This is a genomic window from Azospirillum sp. NS33, assembly GCF_059703765.1.
In genome coordinates, this window is record NZ_BAAKJB010000018.1 from 63,646 (window position 1) to 90,329 (window position 26,684).

Here is a 26,684-nt window from a genome sequence, read left to right on the forward strand (position 1 = left end):
CTCAGCCGCCCGTCACCGGCGGGAACAGGGCGATCTCGTCGCCGGGGCGCACGGGATGGTCGAAGGGGACGTGTTCCTGGTTCACCGCCACCTTGACCACCGCCGTGTTGGCCAGGGCCTCGGCGTGGGCCGCGCTGCGGCCCTTGAGCCACGCGACGAGGGCGGCGACGTCGGCCACCTCGGGGGGGGGCGCGACCTCCTCCGCCGCAACCCCGACCTTGGTGCGCAGCCATGCGAAATAGAGAACCTTCATCACCGAACCTCGCTGAAGGGAAGGAACGCCACCGTCGCCCCCGGCTCCAGCGCCGTGAGGTCCTCGGGCAGTTCCACCAGGCCGTCGGATTCCACCAGGGACGACAGGATGCCCGCCCCGTCGCGCGGATGCTTCACGGCGTCGAGGCCGCCGTCGGCGTGGCGGAACAGGCGGGCGCGCACGTACTCGCGGCGGCCGGCCTTCTTTTTGTACGCGAAGGCGGCGCGGACGGGAAAGAGAATCGGCTCGTCCTCCGCCGCACCCATGAGGCGCAGGAGGATGGGCCGGGCGATGCGCAGGAAGGTGACCATCACCGCCACGGGATTGCCGGGCAGGCCGACGAAGGCGGCGCCGCGCGCCTGGCCCAGCGCCACCGGCCGCCCCGGCTTGATGGCCAGGCGCCAGAAATGGAGCGCGCCCAGCGACTCCACCGCCGCCTTCACGTGGTCCTCCTCGCCGGTGGACATGCCGCCCGAGGTGACCAGCGCGTCGTGGCCAGCCGCGGCCGCGGCCAGGGCGCCGCCGATGGCGTCGAGCCGGTCGGGCAGGATGCCGAGATCGGTGACCGCGCAGCCGAGCTGGCGCAGCGCCGCCATCAGCGCGAACCGGTTGGCGTCGTAGATGCTCCCGGGGGGCAGCGCGTCGCCGGGCTCGCGCACCTCGTCGCCGGTGGAGAACACGGCGACCCGCAGCGGCCGGCGGACGACCAGATCGCGGCGCCCGAGCGAGGCCGCGAGCCCGACGTCCTCCGGGCGCAGCCGCCGGCCGGTGCGCAGGACCACGCTGCCGGCGCGCACGTCCTCGCCGGCCTCGCGGCGGTTGGCCCCCCGCTTGATGCCCGGCGGGATCTCCACCTCGCCGGCGTCGGCGCGGCAGTCCTCCTGCATCAGAACGGTGTCGAACCCGGCCGGCATGGGGGCCCCGGTGAAGATCCGCACCGCCTCGCCGCGCCGCCCGGCGCGGTCCAGGGGGTGGCCGGCGGCGACCCGGCCGGTGACCGGCAGGCGGGTGGGGGCGTCGCCGTCCAGATCGGCGAAGTGGACGGCGTAGCCGTCGACCGCCGAGTTGTCGTGGGGCGGCACGTCGAACGGGGCGCTCACGTCCTCGGCGAGGATGCGGCCCTGCGCGTCGGCCAGGGCGACGGTCTCGCGCTCGGTCACGGCGCCGACCCGGGAGCGCAGGCGCTCCAGCGCCGCGTCAACGGGCATGAGGTCGCCGCCGAAGGCGAAGCAGTCGTCGCTCAGTTGGGCCATGGGGCTGCCGAAGTGTCCGGTTCCGCGCGAGGGGCGGAGTGTGCCGCCCGCCCGGCCGGGACGCAACCCCGCAACGCACCCGCCCTCAGGAGCGGAAGTTCAGCAGGCTCGGCGCCTTGTCGATGATCTCCTCGAGGATCAGGGAGGCGGTGTCCAGGTCGCGGTCCAGTTCCGGCCCCAGCTTGCCGACGTAGTTGGGGCGGCTCAGCTTCTCGTGGGCGTCGTGGAGGCTGCGCAGCTCCGCCATGAAGATCTCGCGGGCGCCCATCGGCAGCACCGGGTTGGCCGACAGCACGAAGAAGAAGCGCATGCTGGCGCGCACCAGCAGCGCCAGCATCACCGTGTCGAGGCGCTCGAACTGCTCGCGCAGATCGTCGGAGCGGTTGTCGACGAGATTGCGCAGGCGCTGCTCGATCAGGATGACCAGCGCCTGGAACTCCCCCACCTTGTCGCGGAACTCGCGATAGGCGGCGAAGCTGTGCTTGCTAGCCTCGTGCTCGGCGATCTGGGCGAGCTTCGCCGCCTCGCGGCACTGGCGTTCCAGGGCACCGAGCAGTTCCTTCACCTCGGCGCGGGTGTATTGGCGCTTCATGTCTCGGCGGGCCTCACAGCAGAGGTCTGGGCCGCCTCATACCACATCGGGGCGCGGCAATGGAACGCGCACACGCGCGTCAGAAGCCGGCTTCCACCACGCCGTCGGCCAGCCACACGATGCTGTCCAATGCCGGGTCCCGGCTGGGCAGGGAGGCGCCCTTGGCGAGCACGACGCGCCCGGTGTTGTCGGTCACCGGACCGCGGAACACCGCGGCGTTGCCGTTGGCCAGCTGCATGCGCGCGGCGTCGGCGTGGGCCCGCGCCTCAAGCGGGACCGCGGCGCCGTAGGGGGTGTTGTGGACGAACCGCTCGCCGAAGCCGCCGCGCACCAGGCGCGGCCATGGCCGCCCCGACTGGAGGCGGCCGACCATGTCGACATACAACTGCGACCAGCTCCACTCCGCCCCGGTCAGCAGCCCGCTCGGCGCGAACGCCCGCAGGTCGGTGTGCAGGCCGCAGCAGCCGACGCCGGCGCCCTCGGCGGCCTCGACCAGAGGGCGCAGCGACGGCAGGTGGCCGGCCAGCACGTCGGCACCCCCGGCCACCAGGGCGTCGGCCGCCTTGGCCACGGCCTCGGGCGGTGTCTCGGGGCCGAGCCAGGCGACCTCGACGACGGCGCCCGGCTCGGCCCGTCGGACGCCGAGAGCGAAGGCGTTGACGCACCGCAGGATGCGCGGCACCGACAGCGGCGCCACGAAGCCGATGCGGCGGCGGCGGCTGGCGTAGCCGGCGACGATGCCGCTGACGTGCTGCGCCTCGTCGATGTAGGCGTCGTAGACCCCGACGTTGACCGGCAGGCGCAGCCCGGCGTGGCGCGAGCCGCACAAGAGGAAGACCGTGTCGCCACGCCCCTCGGCGTAGGCCAGGATCCCTTCGGCACCGTCGCCCGGCGCCGTCACGAAGACCGTGCGGCAGCCCGCCCCGTCCACCAGGGACCGGACCGCCGCCAGCAGGTCGCCCTCCGCCTCGACCTCGTGGACCGCCACCCCGGGCAGCCCCGCCACCGCGGCGGCGCCGTCGGCGTGGGCCTGGTTGTATCCGAAATCGGCACGCGTGCCGGCATAGACGAAGCCGACCGCGAACGGCACCGCCGCGCCCGGTTCGGCGGCGCGCCCGGGCCCGCTCGTCGCGAGGGTCAGGGCCGTCCCGCCCATGCCGTGGAGGAGCCGTCGGCGGTTGATCCGTCGGCGGTCGGTCCAAGCGTTCATCGTTCCTCCCCTTAGAGGTCGAACTATACCCTCCGTTCGGATTATGACCAGTGAAAAGCCGGTTACGGACCGCAAGCCGCCCGGCGCCGGTGGGGACGTTGATATCCCTGCCCCCGCCTGATAAGGAGCGGGTCGCGCCGGGTGTCCGCCGGTGCCCCAGCCCCTGCCCCGCCCCCGCCCCGCCGATGGCACGTCGATGACCCGCCCCAGCTCCCCAGCCGTCAAGCCCGCCGCCGGCGCCGAGATCCTGGTGATCAAGCTCGGCGCGTTCGGCGATTTCTTCCTTGCGCAGACGGCCTTTCAGGCGATCCGGCGGCATCACGCCGGCGACCGTCTCACCCTGCTGACCATTCCCGACCTGGCCCCCCTGGCCGAGCGCAGCGGCCTGTTCGAGCGGGTGAGGTCGGACGACCGCGGCCGCACCCCCGGGCATTGGCTGGCCATGCGGCGCCTCCTGAAGCAGGGGCGGTTCACGCGCGTCTACGACCTGCAATGCCAGTCGCGGACCGACCGCTACCACCTCCTCTTCCTCCCCGGACCGTGGCCCGAGTGGTCGGGCACCGCCCGTGGCGCCTCCCACCCCGACCGCTACCCCGGGCGGCGCCGGGTGCCGGTGCTGGAGCGCTACGCCCGCCAGCTCCGGCCCTTCGGCATCACCCCCGACCCCTGGCCGGATCTGGACTGGCTCGACGCCGACACTTCGGGCTTCGCGCTGGCCGAGCCCTTCGCCCTGCTGGTGCCGGGCTCGTCGCCGAAACGGCCCGACAAGCGCTGGCCGGCGGAGCGCTTCGGCGAGCTGGCCCGCCGCCTGACCGAGCGGGGCGTGCGCCCGGTGGTGCTGGGCACGGCGCCCGAGGCCGGGCTCGCCGCGACCATCCTCGACGCCTGCCCGGAGGCGGTGAGCCTGGTCGGGCGGACCGCCATCGCCGAGATCGCGGCGCTGGCCCGCCGCGCCTGGGCGGCGGTCGGCAACGACACCGGCCCGACCCACCTGATCGCCGCCACCGGGGCGCCCACGGTCGCGCTCTTCTCCGACGCGTCGGACCCGATCCACGCGCTCGGGCGGCGCACCCGCATCCACCACGTCCCCCGCTTCGACGACATGGACATCGCCGGCGTTCTCGCCGCGCTGGACCGCGCCCGCGCCGGCGGCGGTCCCTGAGATCGCGGGGCGCAGCTTTTTCGTCGCGGCCGCGCCACGCCGCTGAAACCCGGAGGCCGATCGGCGCGTTGTCACGGCCAAGGGCGACGCGGCCGCCGAACGACCATGGTGACGGGAGACAAGCGATGGACGACACCCGACTGGAGCGTATCCGCCGGCGCGCCCACGAGATCTGGGAGCGCGACGGGCACCCTCACGGCCGCGACGCCGAACACTGGTCCCGGGCCGAGGCGGAGATCACCGCCGAGGACGCGAGCGGCAACGCCGCGCCGGTGGACGCCGTCGTCGCCGAGACGGCCGCTGCCGGCGGCCGGCAGGACGGGGAACCGGCCGCGCCGCGGACGAAGACGCCGCCCGCCGCCAAGGCGGCGCCCGCCAAGCCGGCGCCCGCCGCCAAGAACCGGGCGGCGAAGCCGTCGAAGAGCGTCACGGCCACCGCCGGCACCCCCGCCGCCGGCAAGAGCCGCGGCAAGCCCCGTTCCTCCTGAATCGTCCAAACAACGCACTGGCGACACACCCCCGGGGCTTGGTAGGCTTGCGACCCTTCAACGCACGCTCGCGCCGATCGACCCCGAGGTGGACCCATGCCGCACTACCGCTCCCGCACTTCCACGCACGGCCGCAACATGGCGGGCGCCCGCGGCCTCTGGCGTGCCACGGGCATGAAGGATGGTGACTTCGGCAAGCCGATCATCGCCATCGCCAACTCGTTCACCCAGTTCGTGCCCGGCCACGTCCACCTCAAGGACCTGGGCCAGCTGGTCGCCCGCGAGATCGAGAAGGCCGGCGGCGTCGCCAAGGAGTTCAACACCATCGCCGTCGACGACGGCATCGCGATGGGCCACGACGGCATGCTCTACAGCCTGCCCTCGCGCGAACTGATCGCCGACGCCGTGGAGTACATGGCGAACGCCCACTGCGCCGACGCCCTGGTGTGCATCTCCAACTGCGACAAGATCACCCCGGGCATGCTGATGGCCGCGCTGCGCCTCAACATCCCGACCGTGTTCGTGTCGGGCGGGCCGATGGAGGCGGGCAAGGTGAACTGGCGCGGCAAGACCCGCGCCGTCGACCTCATCGACGCCATGATCGCCGCCGCCGACCCCACCGTCAGCGACGAGGAGGCGGCGGAGATGGAGCGCGGGTCGTGCCCCACCTGCGGCTCCTGTTCCGGCATGTTCACCGCCAACTCCATGAACTGCCTGACCGAGGCGCTGGGGCTGGCGCTGCCCGGCAACGGCACCATCCTGGCGACCCACGCCGACCGCAAGGAGCTGTTCCTGGCGGCCGGTCGCATGGCGGTGGACCTCTGCCGCCGCTGGTACCAGGAGGAGGACGCGACCGCCCTGCCCCGCGGGATCGCCACCTTCGACGCCTTCGAGAACGCGATGACGCTGGACATCGCGATGGGCGGCTCGACCAACACGGTGCTCCACCTGCTGGCCGCCGCCCAGGAGGGCGGCGTCGATTTCACCATGGCCGACATCGACCGGCTGTCGCGCCGCGTGCCCAACGTCTGCAAGGTCGCCCCGGCGGTGGCCGACGTCCACATCGAGGACGTCCACCGCGCCGGCGGCATCTTCGGCATCCTGGGCGAGCTCGACCGCGGCGGCCTGATCCACCGCGACGCCGCCACGGTGCACGCCCCCACCCTGGGCGAGGCGCTGGACCGCTGGGACGTGAAGCGCACCGGCGACGAGGGCACCCACCGCCTGTACAAGGCGGCGCCCGGCGGCATCCCGACCATCGTTCCCTTCAGCCAGGAGAAGCGCTGGCCGGAGCTCGACCTGGATCGCGAAAAGGGCGTCATCCGGTCGGTGGAGCACGCGTTCAGCACGGACGGCGGCCTCGCCGTCCTGTTCGGCAACATCGCCGAGCGCGGCTGCATCGTGAAGACCGCGGGTGTCGACGCGTCGATCCTCACCTTCTCCGGTCCGGCCCGGGTCTTCGAAAGCCAGGATGCGTCGGTGGAAGCGATCCTGGGCGACCGGGTCAAGCCCGGCGACGTGGTGATCGTCCGCTACGAGGGGCCGCGCGGCGGACCCGGCATGCAGGAGATGCTCTACCCCACCAGCTACCTGAAGTCCAAGGGGCTGGGCAAGGTGTGCGCGCTGCTGACCGACGGCCGCTTCTCCGGCGGGTCGTCCGGCCTGTCGATCGGTCACGTCTCGCCGGAAGCGGCGGCCGGCGGTGCCATCGGCCTGGTGGAGGACGGCGACACCATCGAGATCGACATCCCCAACCGCGCCATCCGCCTCGCCGTTCCCGACGCGGAGCTGGACCGGCGCCGCGCCGCCATGAATGCCCGGGGAAGCGCCGCCTGGAAGCCGGAGAGCCGGACCCGCGCGGTGTCGACGGCACTGCGCGCCTACGCCGCCCTGACCACCAGCGCCGATCGCGGCGCGGTGCGCGACGTGTCGCAGGTCGAGTCCGTCACCGTCGTCCGCTGACCCGCCGCCCCGCCGGGCCAGCGCCCGCCGACCCGCGCCGCGCCGGAGCCCCCCGCTCCGGCGCGGCGTTTTCGATCCCAGATCCCCTGTCATGCCTACGAATGCGTGCATCGGGGGGCCCGACCGAAAGAATCGAACGGCTGGCGATGCGGTCTCTACAAATCGCCGGATGCATGCAGTAATATGCAATGATGGATTCGGCAACGGCCGGCCCGGGACTCCGGCCGGCGGCCGGAGGGGGGGGGAAGACATCATGGCCTCTCGGGGGACGGCGGCGGCGAGCGGGCGGGTCGGCCTCAGGACCACCGGGTCGGAGCGCAAGCTCGTCACGGTGATGTTCGCCGACATCGTCGATTCCTCGTCGATGGTCGCCGGACGGGATCCCGAGGAGGCCGACGACGCCCTGCTGGCGGTCATCCAGGTTCTGGTCGACGCGGTGCACCGCTACCGCGGGGTGGTGAGCCAAGTGCTGGGCGACGGCGTGCTCGCCGTGTTCGGTGCGCCCAAGGCGCTGGAGGACCATGCGCTGCGCGCCTGCCTGGCCGCCGAGGACATCCTCGCCGCGGCCCGGAACGGTCTGAGCGACAGCGACGGCCGGGCCGCTCCCGGCCTCGGCCACTTCCGCGTGCGGATCGGCATCGCCTCCGGCGAGGTGGTCAGCGAGGTCGTCGAGAACGGGCTGTGGACCGACTATCGCACGGTGGGCGAATGCGTCCACCTCGCCGCCAAGCTCCAGCAGGCAGCCGCCCCCGGCACCGCGCTGCTGACCACGACCACCGCGGCCCTGGCGCCGGCGGGACTCACCACCCGGGCCGTTCCCGGCGTGCCGCTGGGTGCGGAGGCGCCGCCGCACCCGGTGCGCCGCCTGGTGTCGGCGCGGGGCGGACGCCTCACCGCGCTGGACCTGACCCGCGACCGCGCCGGCCCCTTCGTCGGCCGCGAGGCGGAGCTGCGGCTGCTGACGACGACCCTGGAGCGTGCCCGCGGCGGCCGCGGCGGCGCCCTCTTGGTTGCCGGCGACGCCGGTATCGGCAAGTCCCGGCTGGTGGGGGAGGTCCTGCGCCTCCTGCCCGACCTCGGGGTCGACCTGCTGGAATGGCCGCAGGCGCCGGTGCGCCGCCTCGGCGAACCCGACGACATCGTCGGCGTCGCCCGCAGCCTGGCGGCGCTTGCCGCCCGGCAGGACGGCGGCGAAGCCGTCTGCGGCGACGGCCGTGCGGCGGTCTGCACCGACGCCGCCGTCGCCGGCGGATTGGCCGAGGCGGCGGTCTGCGAGTTGCTGGGCCAGCCGATCCGCGCCCCCATGTGGGCCGGCCTCGACTCCGCCCAGCGCCTGTCCTTCGCCATCGAAGGGTTGGTGGTCGCGACGACCGAGCGGGCGGCGCGGCGGCCGCTGGTGATCCTGGTGGAAGACGCCCATTGGGCGGGTCCGGTGATGGCCCGCCTGCTCGACACGCTGGCCCACAGCGTGTCCCACACCCAGGCGCTGCTGCTGGCGACGGCGCGGCCCGACGAACCCACGGGGTGGTCGGGGGTTCCCCGCATGCCGCGCCTCGACGTCAATCCGCTGTCGGCGTCGCACACCGAGGAGTTTCTCGACGTCTGGCTGGGTGACGACCCGGATCTCCAGTCCCTGAAGGACCGGGTCGCCCGGCGCAGCCAGGGCGTGCCGCTGTATCTGGAGGAGTCGCTGCGGGCGATGGAGGTGGCCGGGGCGATCGCCAGCGGCCCCGACGGCCGCTACCGGATGGGCGACCCGGCGCGCGCGGTGGCGCTGCCGCCCTCGGTCCGCGGCCTGCTCGCCGCGCGCATCGACGCGCTGGGCAGCGACGCCCGTTGCGCCCTGCGGGCGGCGGCGGTGATCGGCGCGACCTTCGACGTCGGGCTGCTGCGCCAGCTCGCTCCGGTTCCCGCCAACGAGACGATGAAGACCCTGGCCGACCTGGAGCAGGCCGGCTTCGTCCAGCGCTCGCGCCTCATCCCCAACCTCGAATACAGCTTCCGCCACGCGCTGGTGCAGGAGGTGGCCTACGCCGGCATCACCAGGCGCGAGCGCAAGCCCCTGCACGCCCGGGTCCAGCGCGCGCTGCGCGAACGGCACGACCGCGACCTCCCCGGGCGCCTGGAGCTGCTGGCCTACCACGCCCCACGGGCCGAGGACTGGGCGCTGGCGTATGTCTACGGGCGCTGCGCCGGGCAGCGCGCCGAGGCGCGCTCCAAGCTGGACGACGCCTGCCACTTCCTCGACGGCGCGCTGGCGGCGCTCGGCCGGTTGCCGGCCAGCCACCGCAACGAGCTGCGCCGCATCGACATCAAGCTGGCGCTGGCCCGTTCCATCCTTCCGCGCGGCGTGCGCGACGGCGTCGCCGACCACATCGAGGACTGCGAGCGCCTGGCGGCGGCGGCCGGGGACGTGGTGCGCGTGGCCCGCGCCACCTCCCTTCACGCCTCCTATCTGTGGGTGTTCGGCGACCTCGAAAAGGCGGTTCGCCTCAGCCTCGACGGGCTGCGCGGCATCGAGGGGCGGTCGTGCAAGGAGACGCGGGTCCAGCTTCTGGTCCGCCTCGCCGGTACCCTAGGCGACAGCGGGCGCTACGGCGAGGCCTGCGCGCGCATGGAGGAGGCGCGCGCGCTGATCGACGGCGAGCCGGGGTTCGGGCGCTACGGCCTCACGCTGGTGGCGGCGGTGGCGGTGGATTCCTATCTCGCGCGCTGCTACGGCGAACTCGGCCGGCACGGCGACGCCGAACGCGCGGGAATGCGGGCCCTCGACGTTGCCGAGGCCAGCGGCCACGCCTTCTCCAAGATCGTCGCCACCCTCCACGTCGGCCTGGCGCTGGTGCTGAAGGGGGATCACCCGCGCAGCGTCCCCTTCCTGCGCCAGGGGCTGAGCGTCGCCGAGGCGATCCGGTCGCAGATATGGCAGCCGCTGCTGCTCGGTGCGCTGGGCTACGCCCTCGTGCGCACCGGCGACGGCGAGGGCCTGAGCCTTCTCGAGGCCAGCCGCGATCACCTGCACCGCCTTCACCAGCGGCGGCACCTGCCGCAGGTCCTGGTGTGGCTGTCGCTGGCTCTCGCCGAAACGGGCCAAGCGGCGCCAGCCTGCGCCGCCGCCACCGAGGCGCTGTCGCTGGCCCGGGCCGCCGGGCAACGGGCCGACGAGGCCTGGTCGGGCTACGCGCTCGGATGCGGCCGGGCGGCCCAGGGCGACGCCCCCGGTGCCTCCGAGGCCTTCGCCGGGGCGCAGGCCCTCGCCGCCAGCCTGCGTCTGGCCTCCCTGCACGACCTGTGCACCGCCGGCGCGGCGGCGCGCGGCGCCCTCCCCGTACCGACGTCCGCCTGACGCCGCCCGGCGCGCGCCGGCCGCGCCGCGGGTGCCGCCCCCCGGAGGGTGGGGAACGGTCGAACGCCGCCGGCGATCAGGCGCCTTCGGTCATGTCACGGAAGTACTGGAGCACGTAGACGCGGATCGCCGTGGACAGCGGGATGCCGTCGCGGCGCGAGTCGATCTCGCCGCACATCTCGTCGAGAGACGCGCTGCGCCGCTCGCCGATGTCGATCAGACCGTCCCAGATCGACGCCTCGAGCCGCACGCTCATCCGCTCGCCGCGGAGGACGACGGTCCGCGACACCGGCACGTCCGAGGTCGCCTGGGACATCAGGTCCGACAGGAACCCCACGTCGCCGCGCCCCGGTGTGATCTTGCGCATGAACTGCATCGCTGGTCGCCTTTCTGCCGACAGTCTTCGTGTGTGCACGATGGTGACCGATGGCGGGCGTGTCGCACTGTGAACTGCTTCACAGCGCAAACGGGTCGCGGTCGGGAATGATCGGTCCATCCCCGGCCAACGGGGTCCGAGAAACGGGGCCGAGCCCCAACCTTCCAGGCAAGGAGACGACCACATGACCGCCATGACCAACCAGCCCTCCGTCATCCGTGGCGCCGACGGCCGCCTGTACGCCGTGACCGCCACCGGCGTCGCCGAACTGGCCGAGACCGAGATCCGCACCACCCGCCAGGCGGTGCGCGCCGGCGACCGCGCCGGCTTCGACACCACCGACCACGAGGCCGGCCGCTTCTTCGTCAATCCGGGCTGCTGATCGGCGGCTTCCCCGCCTTCTCGGGCCGCGGCGGCCGGTCGTCACCCGACCGGACCCCCGCGGTCCCGCCCGCCCCCGGCCCCTGTTCCGCCCGTCCGTCCGTTCGCCCCAGCGCCGAGTGAACCGCGATGCCGTTCGATGAACGTTCCGCCCGGAGCCCGGGAGTCGACACCCGCAAGGCCCACACCGCCGGCACCCATCGCATCGTCGCACCGGAAGACACGCTGGCCCGCGTCACCCCGTTCCTGCCGGTCATGGGAATCACCCGGGTCGCCAACGTCACCGGGCTGGACACCGTCGGCATCCCCGTCGTGATGGTGACGCGGCCGAACGCCCGCTCCATCTCCGTGTCCCAGGGAAAGGGCGCGACCCTGGCCGCCGCCAAGGCGTCGGGGGTGATGGAATCGATCGAATCCTACCACGCCGAACGGATCACGCTCCCCGTCAAATACGCGTCCTACGAGGAGCTGCGCTGGACCCACCGGGTGGTCGACGTGACCCGCCTGCCCCGCCTGGCGACCAGCACGTTCTCGCCACACGCGCCGACCCTGTGGATCGAAGGCACGGAGTTGCTGGGCGGCGAGCCGACCTGGGTGCCGTTCGAGACGGTGCACCTGAATTTCACGCTGCCGCTGCCGCCGGGCTCCGGCGCCTTCATCGCCGGGTCGAACGGGCTGGCGTCGGGCAACCATCCCCTGGAAGCCATCAGCCACGCCATCGGCGAGCTGGTGGAGCGCGACGCCGCCACCCTGTGGCACCTGCGCACCCCCGCCGCCCAGGAGGCGACCCGGATCGACCCCGCCAGCGTCACCGACCCGCTCTGCCGCGGCATGCTGGAGCGCTTCGCCCAGGCCGGCGTCGACGCCGCGGTGTGGGACCTGACCAGCGACATCGGCGTGCCGGCGTTCCTGTGCCGGATCGTCGGGCGCGACGACGCGCCCCACCACGCCATCCGGCCGGCTTCCGGCATGGGCTGCCACCCGGCCCGCGAGGTGGCGCTGTCACGGGCGCTGACCGAGGCGGCGCAGAGCCGCCTCACCTTCATCTCCGGCGCCCGCGACGACATGCCCCGCGGCGAGTACCTGCGCCACCTCGATCCGGCCGCGGTGGCCCGCTGGAAGGCCCGCATCCGCGCCGCCGACGGTGGATGCGACTTTGCCCTGTGCCCCACCGCATCGGCCCGCACGGTGGAGGAGGACCTGCAGGATCTGCTGGCCCGGCTGCGCCGTGCCGGCATCGACGAGGTGGTGGCCGTCGACCTCACCAAGCCGGAGTTCGGCATCCCGGTGGTCCGGGTGGTCATCCCCGGCCTCGAGGGCATCGACGATTCCCCCGACTACCTTCTCGGCGAGCGCGGCCGGACGGCCGCCGCCCGGGCGGAGGCAACGGCATGAGCATCTTCGTCTTCATCGGCCCGTCGATCCCGCGCGGCGACGCCGCGCGGGAGCTGGACGCCACCTTCCTGCCCCCGGTGGCCCAGGGCGACGTCGTTCGCCTCGTGCGCCAGCACAGGCCGGCCGCCATCGGCATCGTCGACGGCTTCTTCGAGTGCGTGCCGGCGGTCTGGCACAAGGAGATCCTGTTCGCCCTGGAGCAGGGCGTCGCCGTGTTCGGCGCCGCCAGCATGGGCGCGCTGCGCGCCGCGGAACTGCACCCCTTCGGCATGGTCGGCGTCGGCGCCGTGTTCGAGGCCTACCGCGACGGCCGGCTGGAGGACGACGACGAGGTCGCCGTGATCCATGGCCCGGCGGAGCTGGGCTATCCCGTCCTGTCGGAGGCGATGGTCAACATCCGCCGAACCCTGGCCGACGCCGCCGCGGCCGCCGTCATCGCGCCGGGCACCGCCCGGGCCCTGGAGGACATCGCCAAGGACCTGCCCTACCGCGAGCGCGGCTTCGGGCGGGTGCTGCGGCTGGCCGGCGAGCTTCACGTGGACGCCGCGGATCTCGCCCGTTTCGCGGCCTGGCTGCCGGACGGCCGCTTCGACCAGAAACGCGACGACGCCCGGCAGATGCTGCGCGCCATGCGGGCGTGGGCCACCGCCAGCCCGATCGCCCCGCCGGTCCGCTTCCATTTCGAGAAGACCGCCCTGTGGGACCGCGCCGCGCGCGAGGCGCTGGCGGCCTGACGCCGACGCCGGCCGGGGCGGCCCTCCGGGGGCACGGCGTGCGGTGAATTCCACCGTGCGCCGCGTTTCCCTGCGCGCCGGTGCGCCACCGTGATCTACACTCGCCAGGGGGGAACGAACGGGGGGGCGCGGGCGTGCGGGGACCAGTGCCGGCGGGCAATCTGGACGGCGTCGCCGCCGTGCTCCGGCGCAACCGGCTGCTGAGCGAGCTGTCCGACGCCGAGATGGCGGAACTGGTCGGGCTCGGCCGGTTGCAACGGTTCGACGCGCGCGCCCCGATCTTCAGCAAGGGCGATCCCGGCGACTGCCTGTTCGCCATCCTCAAAGGCCAGATCGGCATCCACACGTCGTCGGCCGACGGCAAGATGATGATGCTCAACATCCTCGACGCCGGCGACGTGCTGGGGGAGATCGCCCTCATCGACGGCCGCGAGCGCACCGCCGGGGCCACCGCGCAGCAGCGCTCGGAGCTGTTCCGCCTCGACCGGAGCGCCTTCATCCCCTTCCTCGAACGCCACCCGCCGCTCGCCGTGCGGATGATGCAGGTGCTGTGCGAGCGGCTGCGCTGGGTCAGCGAGAACATCGAGGACGCGGTCTTCCTCGACGTGCCGCGCCGCCTCGCCAAACGCCTGCTGCAGCTTGCCGAAACCTACGGGCAGCCGCTGAAGGACGGCGGGCTGCGCATCGGCCAGCCGATCTCCCAGGAGGGACTGGCGAACATGCTGGGCGTGACCCGCGAAATGATCAACAAGAGCCTAAAAGCCCTAAAAAAATCGAATGCAATCACATACACGAAAGGATTCATTGTGTTGAACGATCTGTCGTTGCTGCGGGACATGGCAGGGGATACCTCGCAGGAGTGACAAGGGGGTGCTTCAAAAAGTTTCATTCCCAAACTCGCCTTCAATCGCGTTATAGTGTACGCAGGCACGGGTAGCGACATGCCAGGGAAGCACCAGACAGGGAAAATGGGACCGATGGTTGAAAAGAACTCGCGGGGGCTCGGCACCACCAGTCCGCAGGGGGTGAGCCCGCTGGTCAGCCGCGGGGTGATGATCGGCGGCCATCGCACGCAGGTGCGGCTGGAGCCCTCCTACTGGGAGGCGCTGGAGGAGATCGGCCGGCGTGAAGGCCGTGACATCGACGACCTCTGCAGCGAGCTGAAGGAGCGTCTGGACGGCCACGCCGCCTCCCCCGCGGTGGTGTCGGTCGCCAACGCCGTGCGGGTGTTCGTCGTCGGCTACTTCCGCCAGGCGGCCACCGACAAGGGGCACGTCCACGCCGGCCACGGCCGCGGCGATCCCTTCGTCAGCACGCCGTTCGACAGCGCCCGCGGCTCGGGCGACACGCCGCGCTGAAGCGCGGTGCGCCGCCGGCCGGACGGGGCCGGCGCACGGAACCGCCGCACAGGCCCAGCCGCCGGACGATCCGGTGTGACACGCCACCCGCCTGGCGACGCGGTGCGCGCCTGCGGGTGTGACACGGCGGCCGCGCGCCGCGCCCCCTGCCTGCCCTAGACCATCAGCGCCGTCGGCGCCGTCACCGCGTGCTCTTTGAGGATGGCCTCGGACGCCGCGGACACCTCGATCAGTTGCACTTCGTAGCCCCAGAGGTTGGCCACGTGGCGCAACACCGCCTTGGCGTCCCCTTCGTCGAGCAGCACCCCATTGGTGACGCGGTGGTGCAGGATCAGCTTGCGGTCGCCGGCCAGGTCGACGTCGACGATCTGGATGTCCGGCTCCAGGTAGGCCAGATCGTACTGGCGGGCGAGGAGGCGCCGCAGGTTGCGGTAGCCGCGCTCGTTGTGGATGTTCTCGACCAGCAGGTAGGGGTCCTCGGAATCGTCGCGCACCGAGAACAGCTTGTGTTTGCGGATCAGGGCGGGGCTCAGATACTGCAGGACGAAGCTCTCGTCCCGGTAGTTGGCCCAGGCCTCGCGAACCGCCCCGAACCCGTCGCCGCGGCCGGCCAGATCGGGGAACCAGTAGCGGTCCTCCTCCGTCGGGGTCTCGGCCATGCGATGGATGTCCTGCATCATCGCGAACCCCAGCGCGTAGGGGTTGATGCCGGAGAAGCGCGGGTCGTCGAACTCCGGCTGGAACACCACCGACGTGTGGGAGTGCAGGAACTCCAGCATCGCCCCTTCGGTGATCTGCCCCCGTTCGTACAGCCGGTTCATGATGGTGTAGTGGGTGAAGGTGGCACAGCCCTCGTTCATCAGCTTGGTCTGCTTCTGCGGGTAGAAATACTGGGCCATGTGGCGGACGATGCGGAGCAGCTCGCGCTGCCAATGCTCCAGCCGCGGCGCCTTCTTCTCGAGGAAGTAGAGAAGATTTTCCTCCGGCAGGCCGAGCAGCTTCTTGCGCTCGCTGACGGTGCGGGACCCCTGGCGGCCGGCGTTGGGCTTCGGCACGGTGCGCCAGAGGTCGTTGAAGGTCTGCTCCTCGTATTCCTGTCGCTCGCGCTGGCGCCGCCGCTCGGCCGACAGGTCGAGCGGCCGCTTCTTGGGGTACTTGTGCACGCCCTGGGACATCACCGCGTGGGCCGCGTCCAGCACGCGCTCCACCGCCGCCAGGCCATAGCGTTCCTCGCACTGGGATATGTAGGCCTTGGCAAACTCCAGGTAATCGAGAATGCCCCGGGCGTCCGTCCACTGCTGGAACAGCTGGTTGTTCTTGAAGAAATGGTTGTGCCCGAACGCCGCATGGGCGATCACCAGGGTCTGCATCGTCATGGTGTTCTCTTCCATGATGTAGCTGATGCAGGGGCTGGAGTTGATGACGATCTCGTAGGCAAGGCCGCGCATGCCCTTGCGGTAGAGCAGTTCGTCGCGCGCGAAGTGCTTGCCGAAGGACCAGTGCTTGTACATCAGGGGCATGCCGATCGAGGAATAGGCGTCGAGCATCTGCTCGGCGGTGATCACCTCGATCTGGTTGGGATAGGTGTCGAGCCCCAATTCGTTCACGGCGACGCCCTCGATGGCGTCGTAGACCCGCCGGACCTTGTCGTAGTCCCAATCCGCGCCCTCGTAGAGGGGGCCTTCCGGTCGGCTGATGACAGCGGTCGTCATGTGCTCTCCCTCAGATCGGCGGGGTCGGACGGCAGGCGTCCGCCGCCACCGCACAGTCCAGCGCGCCCGGGGATGCCGCCCCGGGCATGGGGTGAGACGCGGCCGCAGCCCGCGGGCGGCGGCCGGATCAGGCTCCGGCCTTCTCGCGGGCGAACAGCTCGCGGAACACCGGGAAGATCTCGCGGCGCGAGCGCACGCGGCGCATCGCCAGCGGCAGGTCCGGGCGCTGCACCAGCTTGTAGGTGCGCCACAGCTCGGTCTCCCGGCCCAGCGCCGACAGGCCCATGTTGTGCTCCGCCGCCACCTCGATGTAGGCGAAGTACTGGCACAGCGGCAGGATGCCGTCGCGCAGCATGGCCGCCGAGCGGGCGTTGTCGGAGGACATGTTGTCGCCGTCGGAGGCCTGGGCCGCGTAGATGTTCCATTCCCCGTCGGGGTAGCGCTCGCGCACCACCCGCTGCATCTCCTCCAGGGCCGTCGACACGACCGTGCCGCCGGTTTCCGTGGAGTAGAAGAAGGTGTCCTCGTCCACCTCCTTGGCCTCGTGGGTGTGGCGGATGAAGACGATGTCGACCGAACGGTACCGCCGCTTGAGGAACAGGTACAGCAGCATGAAAAACCGCTTCGCCAGGTCCTTCATGTGCTCGGTCATCGAACCCGAGACATCCATCAGACAGAACATGACGGCCTGGGCGATGGGTTTCGGGACGGATTCGAAGCGGTTGTAGCGGACGTCGATGGGATCGATGAACGGGATGCGCCGCGCCCGCATGTGATGGCGCTCCAGCCCGGCGCGCAACTCCTGCAGCCGTTCGGGATCGTCGCCGCGCGCCTCCGCCTCCTCCAGCTCGCGCGCCAGGGCCAGCAGCTCGTCGGGCTTGGGCCGCCGCAACGCGATGCGCCGTGACAGGCTGTTGCGCATGGTGCGCACCAGATTGAGGTTGGACGGCGACCCCGAGACCGAATAGCCGGCGCGCGTCAGCGAGAACGACTCCGACTGCTTGACCTTCTGCTTCACCAGGTCGGGGAGTTCGAGATCCTCCAGGAAGATGTCGAGGAACTCCTCGCGCGACAGGACGAAGCGGAAATCGTCCTCGCCGTCCCCGTCCGGGCTGCCCTCGCGGCCGCGGCCGCCCCCCTCCTCGGGGCGGGCGATGGTGTCCCCCTCCACATACTCGTGGTTGCCGGGAACGACGTAGTCGCGCACCCCGCCCGACCCGGCGCGATGAAGGGAGGGCTCCCGGACGCCCCCGGTCGAGATGGAGATCTTGTCGCCGTTCTCGATGTCCTGGATGCCACGCTTGCTCGACGCGTCGCGCACCGCCTTGACGACCTGCTCCTTGGCGCGGCGCAGGAAGCGCTGGCGGTTCGCCAGGCTCTTGCCTTGCGGGTTCAGGCGGCGGTCGATGATGTTCATCAATGGGAAGCCCTCGCCTTCCGTTGCTGTGAGTCCCTGCTGCGCTTACCCGGCCTGCTTCACCCGCATGTACCATTCCACCAGCCGGCGGACCTGACGCTCGGTGTAGCCGCGCGTCATCATGCGGGAGACGAATTCAGTGTGCTTCTTCTCCGACTCGCTGTCCTTCTTGGACCCGAACGAGATGACCGGCAACAGGTCCTCCACCTGGGAGAACATCCGCTTCTCGATGACCTCACGGATTTTCTCGTACGAGGTCCAGGACGGGTTGCGGCCCTGGTTGGCCGCCTTGGCGCGCAGCGCGAACTTGACGACCTCGTTGCGGAAATCCTTGGGGTTGGCGATGCCCGCCGGCTTCTCGATCTTGGTCAGCTCCTGGTTCAGCAGCTCGCGGTTGAGCAGCTGGCCGGTGTCTGCGTCCTTGAAGTCCTGGTCCTCGATCCACGCATCGGCGTAGTCGACGTAGCGGTCGAACAGATTCTGTCCATAGTCGTGGTACGATTCCAAGTAGGCCTTCTGGATTTCGTTGCCGATGAACTCGGCATAGCGCGGCCCCAGTTCGGCCTTGATGAACTCGATGTACTTTTTTTCCGTCTCGTCGGGAAACTGCTCGCGCTTGATCGACTGCTCCAGCATGTACATCAGGTGCACGGGATCGGCGGCGATCTCGTTGCTGTCGTAGTTGAAGGTGGCCGCCAGCACCTTGAACGCGAAGCGCGTGGAGATGCCGTCCATGCCCTCGTCGACCCCGGCCTGGTCGCGGTACTCCTGCATCGACTTGGCCTTGGGGTCGGTCTCCTTCAGGCTCTCGCCGTCGTAGACCCGCATCTTGGAATAGAGGCTGCTGTTGGGGTGTTCGCGCAGCCGCGACAACACCGAGAAGCGCGCCATCATCTCCAAGGTGGCGGGGGCGCACGGCGCCTGCGACAGGTCCGAGCCGGAGATCAGCTTGTCGTAGATGTTCTGCTCCTCGGTGACCCGCAGGCAGTAGGGCACCTTGATGACGCAGATGCGGTCGATGAAGGCTTCGTTGTTCTTGTTGTTCTTGAAGGTCTGCCACTCCGATTCGTTGGAGTGGGCGAGGATGATGCCCTGGAAGGGGATGGCGCCGATGTTCTCCGAGCCGACGTAGTTGCCCTCCTGCGTCGCGGTCAGCAGGGGGTGGAGCATCTTGATCGGCGCCTTGAACATCTCGACGAATTCCATAATGCCCTGCGAGGCCCGGTTCAGGCCGCCGGAGAAGCTGTAGGCGTCGGGATCGTTCTGGCTGAACATTTCCAGCTTACGGATGTCGACCTTGCCGACCAGCGAGGAGATGTCCTGGTTGTTCTCGTCACCCGGCTCGGTCTTGGTGACGCAGATCTGGCGCAGCTTGGAGGGATGCACCTTGACGACGCGGAACCGGGAGATGTCGCCGCCGAACTCGTCGAGACGCTTAATCGCCCACGGGCTCATCAGGCCGGTGAGGCGGCGCTGCGGAACGCCGTAGCGGTCCTCGATCATCTCGCCCATCTCGTCCGGGTTGAAGAGGCCGAGCGGGCTCTCGAACACCGGCGAGATCTCCTTCCCCGCCTTCAACACGTAGACCGGGCATTTCTCCATGAGCGTCTTCAGCCGCTCGGCCAGCGAGGATTTGCCGCCGCCGACCGGGCCCAGCAGGTAGAGGATCTGCTTGCGCTCCTCCAGCCCCTGGGCGGCATGGCGGAAGAATCCGACGATCCGTTCGATCGTCTCCTCCATGCCGTAGAAGTCGGCGAAGGCGGGGTAGACCTTGATGGTCCGGTTCATAAAGATCCGGCCCTGACGGGGATCCTTGGAGGAGTCCACCACCTCCGGCTCGCCGATCGCAGACAGGATGCGCTCGGGGGCGGACGCGTACATCATGGGGTCGTTGCGGCACCCCTCGAGGTATTCGGTGAGGGTCAGCTCCGCCTCGCGGCGGCCCTCGTAAGCCTGCGCATATCGAGTGAACAGTTCGTCGGCCGGGAACATTCCTCACTCCGTATTCATAGGTCTCATCCATCGGCGCTGCCTGCACGGCGGTCGGTCGTCAGGCGGCGAACGCCGCAGTTCATGGGGGGAGGCCGTGGGCCGGAGCCCGTGCCCCTCCCGCTCGCCATCCAAGCCCAGCGATTCCAAGCTGACGGGCGCCCATCGCGTGGCGCTCCGGCAAGACCGTTGAATCTGAATGTAATGCTTCAGTTGGGGCTTTCCAGGCGGCGGAATTCGATTGTGCGCTTGCCGCGCCCCGGTCAGCGGGGGGGCGGATGGGAGGGGAAGGCCGGACGATTTGTGCAGGTGCGCCACACCGGCACCGGGAGACCTCTCCGGGTGCCGCTCCGTTGGGACGGGTTCGGCGCCAATCGTCACGCCATCTTCCTCCAGAGCTGTTCCCGCACGGCCGTGGTGCTTCGGCGCGGGCGGCTGTCTACAGCTTGGTCATGAATGATTAATAACTCACTTCAGGTTGGCCCGTTCCACCGGAGTCCGCCCCTGAAAATCCACATGGTGTGTCCCGTCTGCATCCAACACCGCCAAACGTGGCGCATTGGCGGCGCTCCGCCCGCCCCCACGTACACCGGGGGGCGTACGGAATGGGTAGGGCGCTCAGCCCAGGCGCTCGGCGAGACGCGCGCGCAGGGCGTCGGGGGTCGCCGGCTTGACGATGAAGGTGTCCGCCCCCAGCGCCGTCGCCTCGGCCACCACCTTGGGATCGATCCGGTTGGTCAGGAACAGCACCGGCAAGGCCCGCTGCGCGGGGTCGGCGCTGGCCCGCAGCGCCCTGAGGAATCCCAGCCCGTCGAGCGGCGTCATCTCGACGTCGCAGACCACCGCGTCGGGGCGGTGGTCGGCCACCACCGCCAGCCCGGATTCGCCGTCCGGCGCCTGATGCACCGCCTTGAATCCCAAATTGCCGAGCATCTTCGCCAGGACCATCCGGGTGAAGGTCTCGTCTTCGATGACGAGCACCGAACGGTTCTGGAAATCCGCGCCCGCCATGCCCTTCTCCGCGCCGCAGCCGTGCCCCGTGTTTACGATGGGCATGCGCCCCTACGCAACCGTATTGGCCCCGCTCCGGGCGGCCGGACCGCCCCCGGCCGTCCGGAGCGGAGGGTTGCCGGCGGCGGCGGCGCGCGGTACACCGGGGTGATGGGATACCTCGACCACGTCCGCGCCGCCAACGCCGCCGACCTCGCCGCCTACCGCCCCTTCGTCGTCGACGGCCAGCGGATCGGATGGGTCGGCCACGACCTGGCCGACGCCCTGCCCACCCTCGCGCCCGGCTTCGTCGCCAGCGCCGGCCAGGTCACCCTGGCGCCGGAGGTGCGGGGATTCGACGCCCGCTCGGCCGTTCTCGACCGCGCCGCGCGGCACCTGGTGGCACGCGGCACCATCGCCGGGCTGCGCGGCGAGCACTACCCCGTGATGGCGCGGTGGGGGGACCGGCCGCTGATGCGCATCGACCGCGCCGCGGTCGCCCCCTTCGGCATCGCGTCCTACGGCATCCATGTCAACGGGTTCGTGCGGCGTCCCGAGGGCGGGCTTTCGCTTTGGGTGGGGCGGCGCGCCCGCGACCGCGCGGTGTCGCCGGGGCGTCTCGACAACCTGGTCGCCGGCGGCCAGCCGATCGGCCTGACCCTTGCCGAGAACCTGGCCAAGGAGGCCCACGAGGAGGCCGGCATCGCGCCGGACCTGATCGGCCGCGCCGTGCCGGTCGGGATCGTCTCCTACATGATGGAGACTCCGGCCGGGCTCAAGCCGGACACGCTCTTCCTCTACGACCTCGAACTCGGCGCCGAGTTCGTCCCGGTCAACACCGACGGCGAGGTCGAGGCGTTCGAGCTGTGGCCCCTGGAGCGGGTCGCGGACTCGGTGCGCGACACCGATCTCTGGAAGTTCAACGTCAACCTGACGGTGATCGACTTCCTCATCCGCCACGGCCATCTGACGCCGGACGATCCCGACTACATCGACCTCGTGGTCGGCCTGCGCCGCGGCTTCCAGCCGCCGCCTTGACGCCGGTCGCCCTCACGCCGGTCGCCCTCACGCCGGTCGCCCTCACGCCGGTCGCCCTGTCACCTGTCGCCCTGTCACCTGTCGCCCTGTCACCTGTCGTCGGCAAACCCGGCCACGGCCCGCACCGTGGCGGCGGCGTGCCCGGCCGCCCTCAGATCGCGCAGCGACACGGCGCCCGCGCGCTTGGCCAGCCGGTCGCCCCGCGCATCGGTCAGCAGCCCGTGGTGATGCCACTCGGGCACGGGCAGATCGAGCAGCGCCTGAAGCAGCCGGTGCAGGTGGGTCGCGAAGAACAGGTCCTCGCCGCGGGTGACCAGGGTCACGCCCTGCAGCGCGTCGTCGACGGTCACGGCGAGGTGGTAGCTGGTGGGCGTCTCCTTGCGGGCCAGCACCACGTCGCCGAGCATCTCCGGCGTCGCCTGCTGCCAGCCGCGGGCACGGTCGAACCAGCGCAGCGGACCGGCCCGCGCGGCCGCGGCGGTCACGTCGAGACGCAGGGCGTGGGCCACCCCGGCGCGCCGGCGCGCCTCGCGCCGCGCCGGCGCCAGGGTGCGGCAGGTCCCGGGGTAGAGCGGCCCGTCCGGCCCGTGGGGGGCCTGGCCAGCGCGCGCCGCCTCGGCGGCGATGTCCTTGCGGGTGCAGAAGCAGGGATAGACCAGGCCCATGGCCGCCAGCCGGTCGAGGGCGGCGCGGTGGTCGGCCAGGTGCTCCGACTGGCGGCGCACCGGTGTCTCCCAGCGCAGACCGAGCCACGCCAGATCCTCCTCCAGGTCCCGCGCGAAGGCCGGGCGGCAACGGGTCGGGTCGATGTCCTCGATCCGCAGCAGGAACCGGCCGCCGGCGGCGGCGGCGCGCCAGCCGAACAGGGCCGAATGGGCGTGGCCGAGATGGAGGTGCCCGGTCGGGCTGGGCGCGAAGCGGGTGACGACGGTCATGCCGTCCCTCATACCCCATCGGCGCGCGGCGGTGCCGGAAGAAACGCCGGGTCAGAAATAGGGGGCGTCGCGCAGCGGCTCGCAGGGGATCCCCTCGTCCTCGGCGAGGAGCGCCAGACGCCGGCGCAGTTCCCGGTCCAGGGCGTCCATCCGCTGGCGCCGCTGGGCGTCCTCGCGGTCGCGGCGCCGGGCGGCGAGATCGATGATGGCGGCGGTCATGGCGTCCTCAATGGCGGTCGTCCCGTGGGCGTGGCCGAAGCGTCGCGCCACCCGGGTTAACGCGGCGTAACCATCGAGGCGGTTGACACGACCCCACACCTGGGGCTCACCATTTGTCACATGAACACGCCCTCCGCCCTGCCCCGCCTGTCCGGACCCGCGGTCGCGCCTGCCGCCGGGGGTCCGGCCCGCCACCTCGTCGTCCTCCTGCACGGCGTCGGTGCCGACGGGTCCGATCTCATCGAACTCGCCCCGCACCTGGCGCCCGCCCTGCCCCACGCCGCCTTCGTCGCCCCCGATGCGCCGTTCCCCTGCGACATGGCGCCCTACGGACGGCAGTGGTTCAGCCTGCAGGACCGCTCGCCGCCGGCGCTGGACGCCGGGGTGCGGCGGGCGGCGCCGATCCTCAACGCCTTCATCGACGCGCAGATCGCGGCCCACGGCGTCGCCCCCGGGCGGGTCGCCCTGCTGGGCTTCTCCCAGGGCTGCATGATGGCGCTCCACCTGGCGCCCCGGCGCACCCCCGCCCTGGCCGGGGTGGCCGGCTATTCCGGGGCCCTGGCCGACGCCGGCGACATCGCCCGCGAGGTGGTGGCCCGCCCGCCCGTGCTGCTGGTCCATGGCGACTGGGACGACGTGGTGTCGGTGGAGGCGCTGCCGGCCGCGCAAGGGGCGCTCGCCGCCGCCGGGCTGGCGGTGGAGGCCCATGTCCGTCCCGACCTCGGCCATTCGATCGACGCCGACGGCCTGGCGCTGGGCCGCGACTTTCTGTCCCGGGTGCTGGCGCCCTGACACGGCGCCGCCGGCTTTTGCCAAGCCCGCCCATAAGGTTACGGGACCATGAAGATTTCGGGGTGGTTCAAACCCTGAACTTACGAGATGTTGAGTTCGAACGGGCAATCGCTTATGTATGTGGTGCATTGACCACGATTTCGGTGACCCCGACTTCGGTCGTCGGGACGGAACTTGGCGAGGGAGTGGCCATTGGCTCCACCACCCGATCACTGTCCGGCTCTGGTGCTGAACGCGGATTTCCGTCCGCTCAGCTATTTCCCGCTGTCGCTGTGGTCCTGGCAGGAGGCGGTGAAAGCCGTCTTCCTCGACCGGGTCAACATCGTCTCCGAGTACGACCGCGTGGTCCGCTCGCCGAACTTCACCATCCGCCTGCCCAGCGTGATCTCCCTCAAGGAGTACATCCCGGCGACGCGGCGACCGGCCTTCACCCGGTTCAACGTATTCCTGCGCGACCGCTTCAGCTGCCAGTACTGCGGCAAGGGCTTCCCGACGCAGGAGCTGACCTTCGACCACGTGGTGCCGCGCTCGCGCGGCGGCCGCACGACGTGGGAGAACGTGGTGACCTCGTGTTCGGCGTGCAATCTTCTCAAGGGCAACCGCATGCCCCACACCTGCGGGATGATACCCCTCACCCCACCGTTCCAGCCTTCGGTCTACGAACTGCAAGAACACGGACGAGCGTTCCCGCCAAACTTCCTTCACGAAAGTTGGCGGGATTTTCTTTATTGGGATACCGAACTGGAGCCCTGTTGATCCCACATTCTGGGGATGCCCCCATACCCCGTTCGGGGGGTATGATGCGATGGTGCGTTTCAGACCCCGGGGGGCATCGTGGCCGGTTCCGTCTTCCACTCGTCCGCGATCCGCGGCGCGGTGGCCTGCATTCTTCTTTTCGCCAGCCTTCTCGCGGTCTCGGCGGCCGGCCCCGCCGCCGCGGCGGCGGGTGACGGGCGCCCACGAATCGGCCTGGTGCTGAGCGGTGGCGGCGCGCTCGGCGCCACCCACATCGGCGTGCTGAAGGTGCTGGAGGAGCTGAACGTCCCCATCGACGTCATCGCCGGGACCAGCATGGGCTCGATCGTCGGCGGCCTCTACGCCATGGGGCTGTCGGCGACCGAACTGGAGTCGCTGGTGACGAGCATCGACTGGGCCGACGCCTTCTCCGACCGCCCCGCCCGCAGCGACCGCTCGTTCCGCGCCAAGGCCGAGGACTACGGCTTCCTGCTCGACCTCAAGGTCGGGCTGAAGGACGGCGGTCTTCAGCTGCCCGCCGGTCTGATCCAGGGCCAGAAGCTGACCTTGATGCTGCGCGCGCTGACCCTGCGGGCGCGCAGCGTGCAGGATTTCGACGACCTGCCGATCCCGTTCCGCGCCGTCGCCGCCAACCTGGAAACCGGGCGCGCGGCGGTCCTGGACCGGGGCAACCTGGCCACGGCCATGCGCGCCAGCATGTCGGTCCCCGGCGTGTTCCCGCCGGTCGACCTCGACGGCAAGCTGCTGGTGGACGGCGGCGTCGCCAACAACCTGCCGGTCGACGTCGCCCGGGCCATGGGCGCCGACATCCTCATCGTCGTCGACATCCCCTCGGTCCTGAAGACGCGCGACGAGTTGACCTCCACGGTCGACATCGCCGGTCAGATGCTGACCGTGCTGATCCAGCAGAACTCGTTGGCCCAGCTCGCCAGCCTGCGGCCCCAGGACGTGCTGATCCAGCCCGACCTCGGCCGCATGGGCTCCAGCGACTTCGGCCGGATCATGGACGCGGTCGGTCCCGGCGAGGCGGCGGCGCGGAGCGTCGCCGACCGCCTGCGGGCGCTGGCCCTGGCCCCGGAGGCCTACCTCGCGGAGCGGGCGGAGCGTGGACGCGAGGAGGTCGAGGCCCCGGTGATCCACTTCATCGAGATCGACAACCGCACCAGCCTCAGCGAGCGCCGCATCCGCAGCTTCATCCGCCAGAAGATCGGCGAGCGCCTCGACGTCGCGCAGGTCGAGCGCGACTTCACCACCCTCTACGGGCTCGGCACCTTCGAGCAGATCGACTACGCGCTGGTCGAGCGCGACGGCAAGACCGGGATGGTGGTGACCGCCACCGAGAAGGCCTGGGCCAAGGACTACCTGCGCGCCGGCCTGGCCCTGGAGCACGACCTGCGCGGCGACGCCAGCTACGTGCTGGGCGCCAGCGTCAACTTCACCGGACTCAACGCCTACGGCGCGGAGTGGCGCAACCAGCTCGCCTTCGGGTCGGAGCAGCACCTCGTCACCGAGTTCTACCAGCCCCTGCTGGCCGAGCCGGGGCTGTTCGCCACCGCCTCCCTCAACTATCACCGCACCGACACCAGCACCTGGTCGAACGGCGATCCCGTGGCCGAGTACCGGGTGACCCAGCGCTATGCGTCGGCGTTCCTCGGCTACGAGATCGGCAGCACGGGCGAGGTGCGGGTCGGCTACGTCCGCGGCAGCGGCGAGTTGGACCGTCTGACCGGCTCGACCCCGCCGGACGACGGCGAGTTCCGGACGGGCAAGGCGGTGGTGAACCTCACGATCGACACCGTCGACAACCTGGGCTTCCCGTCCGAGGGCCAGCTCGCGGTGGTCAACCTCTCCCGCTCCGATCCGGCGCTGGGCGACGACTCCCGCTACACGCGGCTGGAGATCGCCGCGAACCAGGCGCTCAGCTTCGGGCCCAACCGCTTCATGCTGGGGGCGCGCGGCGGCACGGCCCTGGAGGGCGACCTGCCGGTGCACGACCGCTTCCGCGCCGGCGGCATGTTCGACGTGTCGGGCTACGCCCGTGACGAAATCGCCACCGCGAACCTGGCGCTGGGCCGCCTCACCTACATGCGCGCGCTCAACGAAAGCTCGCCGCTGGCCTTCAATCTGCCGCTCTACGCCGGTGTGTCGTTCGAGGCGGCGGCGGTCGACGACGCCGACAGCGGCGACGACCTCGGCCGCTACATCCTCGGCGCCACCCTGTTCGCCGCCGCCGACACGCCGCTGGGCCCGCTCTACCTCGGCTACGGCCGGGCCGACGGCGGCCGCCAGGCGGCCTACATCTACTTCGGCAAGATGTTCTGAGGCGGTC

24 protein-coding genes are annotated in these 26,684 nt (G+C 71.1%); 13 read left to right on the top strand and 11 right to left on the bottom strand.

Annotation, left to right across the window (positions count from 1 at the left end; translation table 11 throughout):
- Position 1 precedes the first annotated feature (1 nt).
- The 4 genes from moaD to AC6H2I_RS16870 form a co-directional block, all read right to left on the bottom strand.
- A complete protein-coding gene (moaD, locus tag AC6H2I_RS16855; protein WP_497501834.1) occupies positions 2–253 on the bottom strand; it encodes a molybdopterin converting factor subunit 1 in 252 nt (83 codons plus the stop codon).
- Positions 253–1,506, bottom strand: coding sequence for a molybdopterin molybdotransferase MoeA (gene moeA / locus AC6H2I_RS16860; RefSeq protein ID WP_497501835.1), 1,254 nt, complete (start codon positions 1,504–1,506; stop codon positions 253–255). Before moeA ends, moaD begins: the two co-directional genes overlap by 1 nt.
- Before the next feature lie 85 nt (positions 1,507–1,591).
- The gene (locus tag AC6H2I_RS16865; protein WP_497501836.1) at positions 1,592–2,098 is read right to left on the bottom strand and encodes a hypothetical protein; all 507 of its coding nucleotides are present in this window, start codon (positions 2,096–2,098) and stop codon (positions 1,592–1,594) included.
- Positions 2,099–2,177: 79 nt separating this feature from the next.
- Positions 2,178–3,308 carry a BMP family ABC transporter substrate-binding protein gene (locus tag AC6H2I_RS16870; protein WP_497501837.1) on the bottom strand — a complete coding sequence of 377 codons (1,131 nt, stop codon included), beginning with the start codon at positions 3,306–3,308 and terminating at the stop codon, positions 2,178–2,180.
- Between the two features lie 196 nt (positions 3,309–3,504).
- Between AC6H2I_RS16870 and AC6H2I_RS16875 the strand changes: the two genes are divergently transcribed.
- The 4 genes from AC6H2I_RS16875 (at position 3,505) to AC6H2I_RS16890 (ending at position 10,263) form a co-directional block, all read left to right on the top strand.
- Complete coding sequence (locus AC6H2I_RS16875; RefSeq protein WP_497501838.1) at positions 3,505–4,470, top strand: glycosyltransferase family 9 protein; 966 nt, start codon at positions 3,505–3,507, stop codon at positions 4,468–4,470.
- Positions 4,471–4,595: 125 nt separating this feature from the next.
- Positions 4,596–4,958 carry a DUF2934 domain-containing protein gene (locus AC6H2I_RS16880; protein WP_497501839.1) on the top strand — a complete coding sequence of 121 codons (363 nt, stop codon included), beginning with the start codon at positions 4,596–4,598 and terminating at the stop codon, positions 4,956–4,958.
- A gap of 96 nt (positions 4,959–5,054) precedes the next feature.
- Positions 5,055–6,920, top strand: a complete 1,866-nt coding sequence (ilvD, locus tag AC6H2I_RS16885; protein ID WP_497501840.1) for a dihydroxy-acid dehydratase — start codon at positions 5,055–5,057, stop codon at positions 6,918–6,920.
- A 253-nt stretch (positions 6,921–7,173) separates the two neighbouring features.
- On the top strand, positions 7,174–10,263 hold the full coding sequence (locus AC6H2I_RS16890) for an ATP-binding protein (RefSeq protein WP_497501841.1): 3,090 nt from the start codon (positions 7,174–7,176) through the stop codon (positions 10,261–10,263).
- A gap of 76 nt (positions 10,264–10,339) precedes the next feature.
- Here AC6H2I_RS16890 and AC6H2I_RS16895 read toward each other — a convergent pair whose 3' ends face one another.
- The gene (locus tag AC6H2I_RS16895) at positions 10,340–10,630 is read right to left on the bottom strand and encodes a ribbon-helix-helix domain-containing protein (protein ID WP_497501842.1); all 291 of its coding nucleotides are present in this window, start codon (positions 10,628–10,630) and stop codon (positions 10,340–10,342) included.
- 193 nt (positions 10,631–10,823) lie between these two features.
- On the opposite strand from AC6H2I_RS16895, the gene AC6H2I_RS16900 reads away from it, so the two are divergent.
- From AC6H2I_RS16900 to AC6H2I_RS16920, 5 genes are all read left to right on the top strand, one after another.
- A complete protein-coding gene (locus AC6H2I_RS16900; protein ID WP_497501843.1) occupies positions 10,824–11,021 on the top strand; it encodes a hypothetical protein in 198 nt (65 codons plus the stop codon).
- Between the two features lie 128 nt (positions 11,022–11,149).
- Positions 11,150–12,415 carry a YcaO-like family protein gene (locus AC6H2I_RS16905; protein WP_497501844.1) on the top strand — a complete coding sequence of 422 codons (1,266 nt, stop codon included), beginning with the start codon at positions 11,150–11,152 and terminating at the stop codon, positions 12,413–12,415.
- Positions 12,412–13,149 carry a TfuA-like protein gene (locus tag AC6H2I_RS16910; protein ID WP_497501845.1) on the top strand — a complete coding sequence of 246 codons (738 nt, stop codon included), beginning with the start codon at positions 12,412–12,414 and terminating at the stop codon, positions 13,147–13,149. The genes AC6H2I_RS16905 and AC6H2I_RS16910 overlap by 4 nt, the downstream gene beginning before the upstream one ends.
- Before the next feature lie 146 nt (positions 13,150–13,295).
- On the top strand, positions 13,296–14,012 hold the full coding sequence (locus AC6H2I_RS16915) for a Crp/Fnr family transcriptional regulator (protein ID WP_497501846.1): 717 nt from the start codon (positions 13,296–13,298) through the stop codon (positions 14,010–14,012).
- A gap of 114 nt (positions 14,013–14,126) precedes the next feature.
- The gene (locus AC6H2I_RS16920) at positions 14,127–14,507 is read left to right on the top strand and encodes a ribbon-helix-helix domain-containing protein (RefSeq protein ID WP_497501847.1); all 381 of its coding nucleotides are present in this window, start codon (positions 14,127–14,129) and stop codon (positions 14,505–14,507) included.
- Positions 14,508–14,662: 155 nt separating this feature from the next.
- Here AC6H2I_RS16920 and AC6H2I_RS16925 read toward each other — a convergent pair whose 3' ends face one another.
- The 4 genes from AC6H2I_RS16925 to AC6H2I_RS16940 form a co-directional block, all read right to left on the bottom strand.
- Complete coding sequence (locus AC6H2I_RS16925; RefSeq protein WP_497501848.1) at positions 14,663–16,219, bottom strand: SpoVR family protein; 1,557 nt, start codon at positions 16,217–16,219, stop codon at positions 14,663–14,665.
- 127 nt (positions 16,220–16,346) lie between these two features.
- Positions 16,347–17,636: a YeaH/YhbH family protein gene (locus tag AC6H2I_RS16930; protein WP_497501849.1), complete on the bottom strand. Its 1,290-nt coding sequence runs from the start codon at positions 17,634–17,636 to the stop codon at positions 16,347–16,349.
- Positions 17,637–17,681: 45 nt separating this feature from the next.
- Positions 17,682–19,628: a PrkA family serine protein kinase gene (locus AC6H2I_RS16935; RefSeq protein WP_497501850.1), complete on the bottom strand. Its 1,947-nt coding sequence runs from the start codon at positions 19,626–19,628 to the stop codon at positions 17,682–17,684.
- Between the two features lie 615 nt (positions 19,629–20,243).
- Positions 20,244–20,636, bottom strand: coding sequence for a response regulator (locus AC6H2I_RS16940; RefSeq protein WP_497501851.1), 393 nt, complete (start codon positions 20,634–20,636; stop codon positions 20,244–20,246).
- Between the two features lie 150 nt (positions 20,637–20,786).
- On the opposite strand from AC6H2I_RS16940, the gene AC6H2I_RS16945 reads away from it, so the two are divergent.
- A complete protein-coding gene (locus AC6H2I_RS16945) occupies positions 20,787–21,653 on the top strand; it encodes an NUDIX hydrolase (RefSeq protein WP_497501852.1) in 867 nt (288 codons plus the stop codon).
- A gap of 89 nt (positions 21,654–21,742) precedes the next feature.
- Here the strand turns inward: AC6H2I_RS16945 and gluQRS are convergent, their stop codons facing one another.
- Positions 21,743–22,588 carry a tRNA glutamyl-Q(34) synthetase GluQRS gene (gene gluQRS, locus AC6H2I_RS16950; RefSeq protein WP_497501853.1) on the bottom strand — a complete coding sequence of 282 codons (846 nt, stop codon included), beginning with the start codon at positions 22,586–22,588 and terminating at the stop codon, positions 21,743–21,745.
- Positions 22,589–22,639: 51 nt separating this feature from the next.
- Positions 22,640–22,807: a hypothetical protein gene (locus AC6H2I_RS16955; protein ID WP_497501854.1), complete on the bottom strand. Its 168-nt coding sequence runs from the start codon at positions 22,805–22,807 to the stop codon at positions 22,640–22,642.
- A 120-nt stretch (positions 22,808–22,927) separates the two neighbouring features.
- Between AC6H2I_RS16955 and AC6H2I_RS16960 the strand changes: the two genes are divergently transcribed.
- From AC6H2I_RS16960 to AC6H2I_RS16970, 3 genes are all read left to right on the top strand, one after another.
- Complete coding sequence (locus AC6H2I_RS16960; protein ID WP_497501855.1) at positions 22,928–23,599, top strand: alpha/beta hydrolase; 672 nt, start codon at positions 22,928–22,930, stop codon at positions 23,597–23,599.
- Between the two features lie 192 nt (positions 23,600–23,791).
- Positions 23,792–24,355: an HNH endonuclease gene (locus AC6H2I_RS16965; RefSeq protein ID WP_497501856.1), complete on the top strand. Its 564-nt coding sequence runs from the start codon at positions 23,792–23,794 to the stop codon at positions 24,353–24,355.
- Between the two features lie 78 nt (positions 24,356–24,433).
- Entirely contained in the window at positions 24,434–26,677 is a 2,244-nt protein-coding gene (locus AC6H2I_RS16970) for a patatin-like phospholipase family protein (protein WP_497501857.1), read from the top strand.
- Positions 26,678–26,684: the final 7 nt, after the last annotated feature.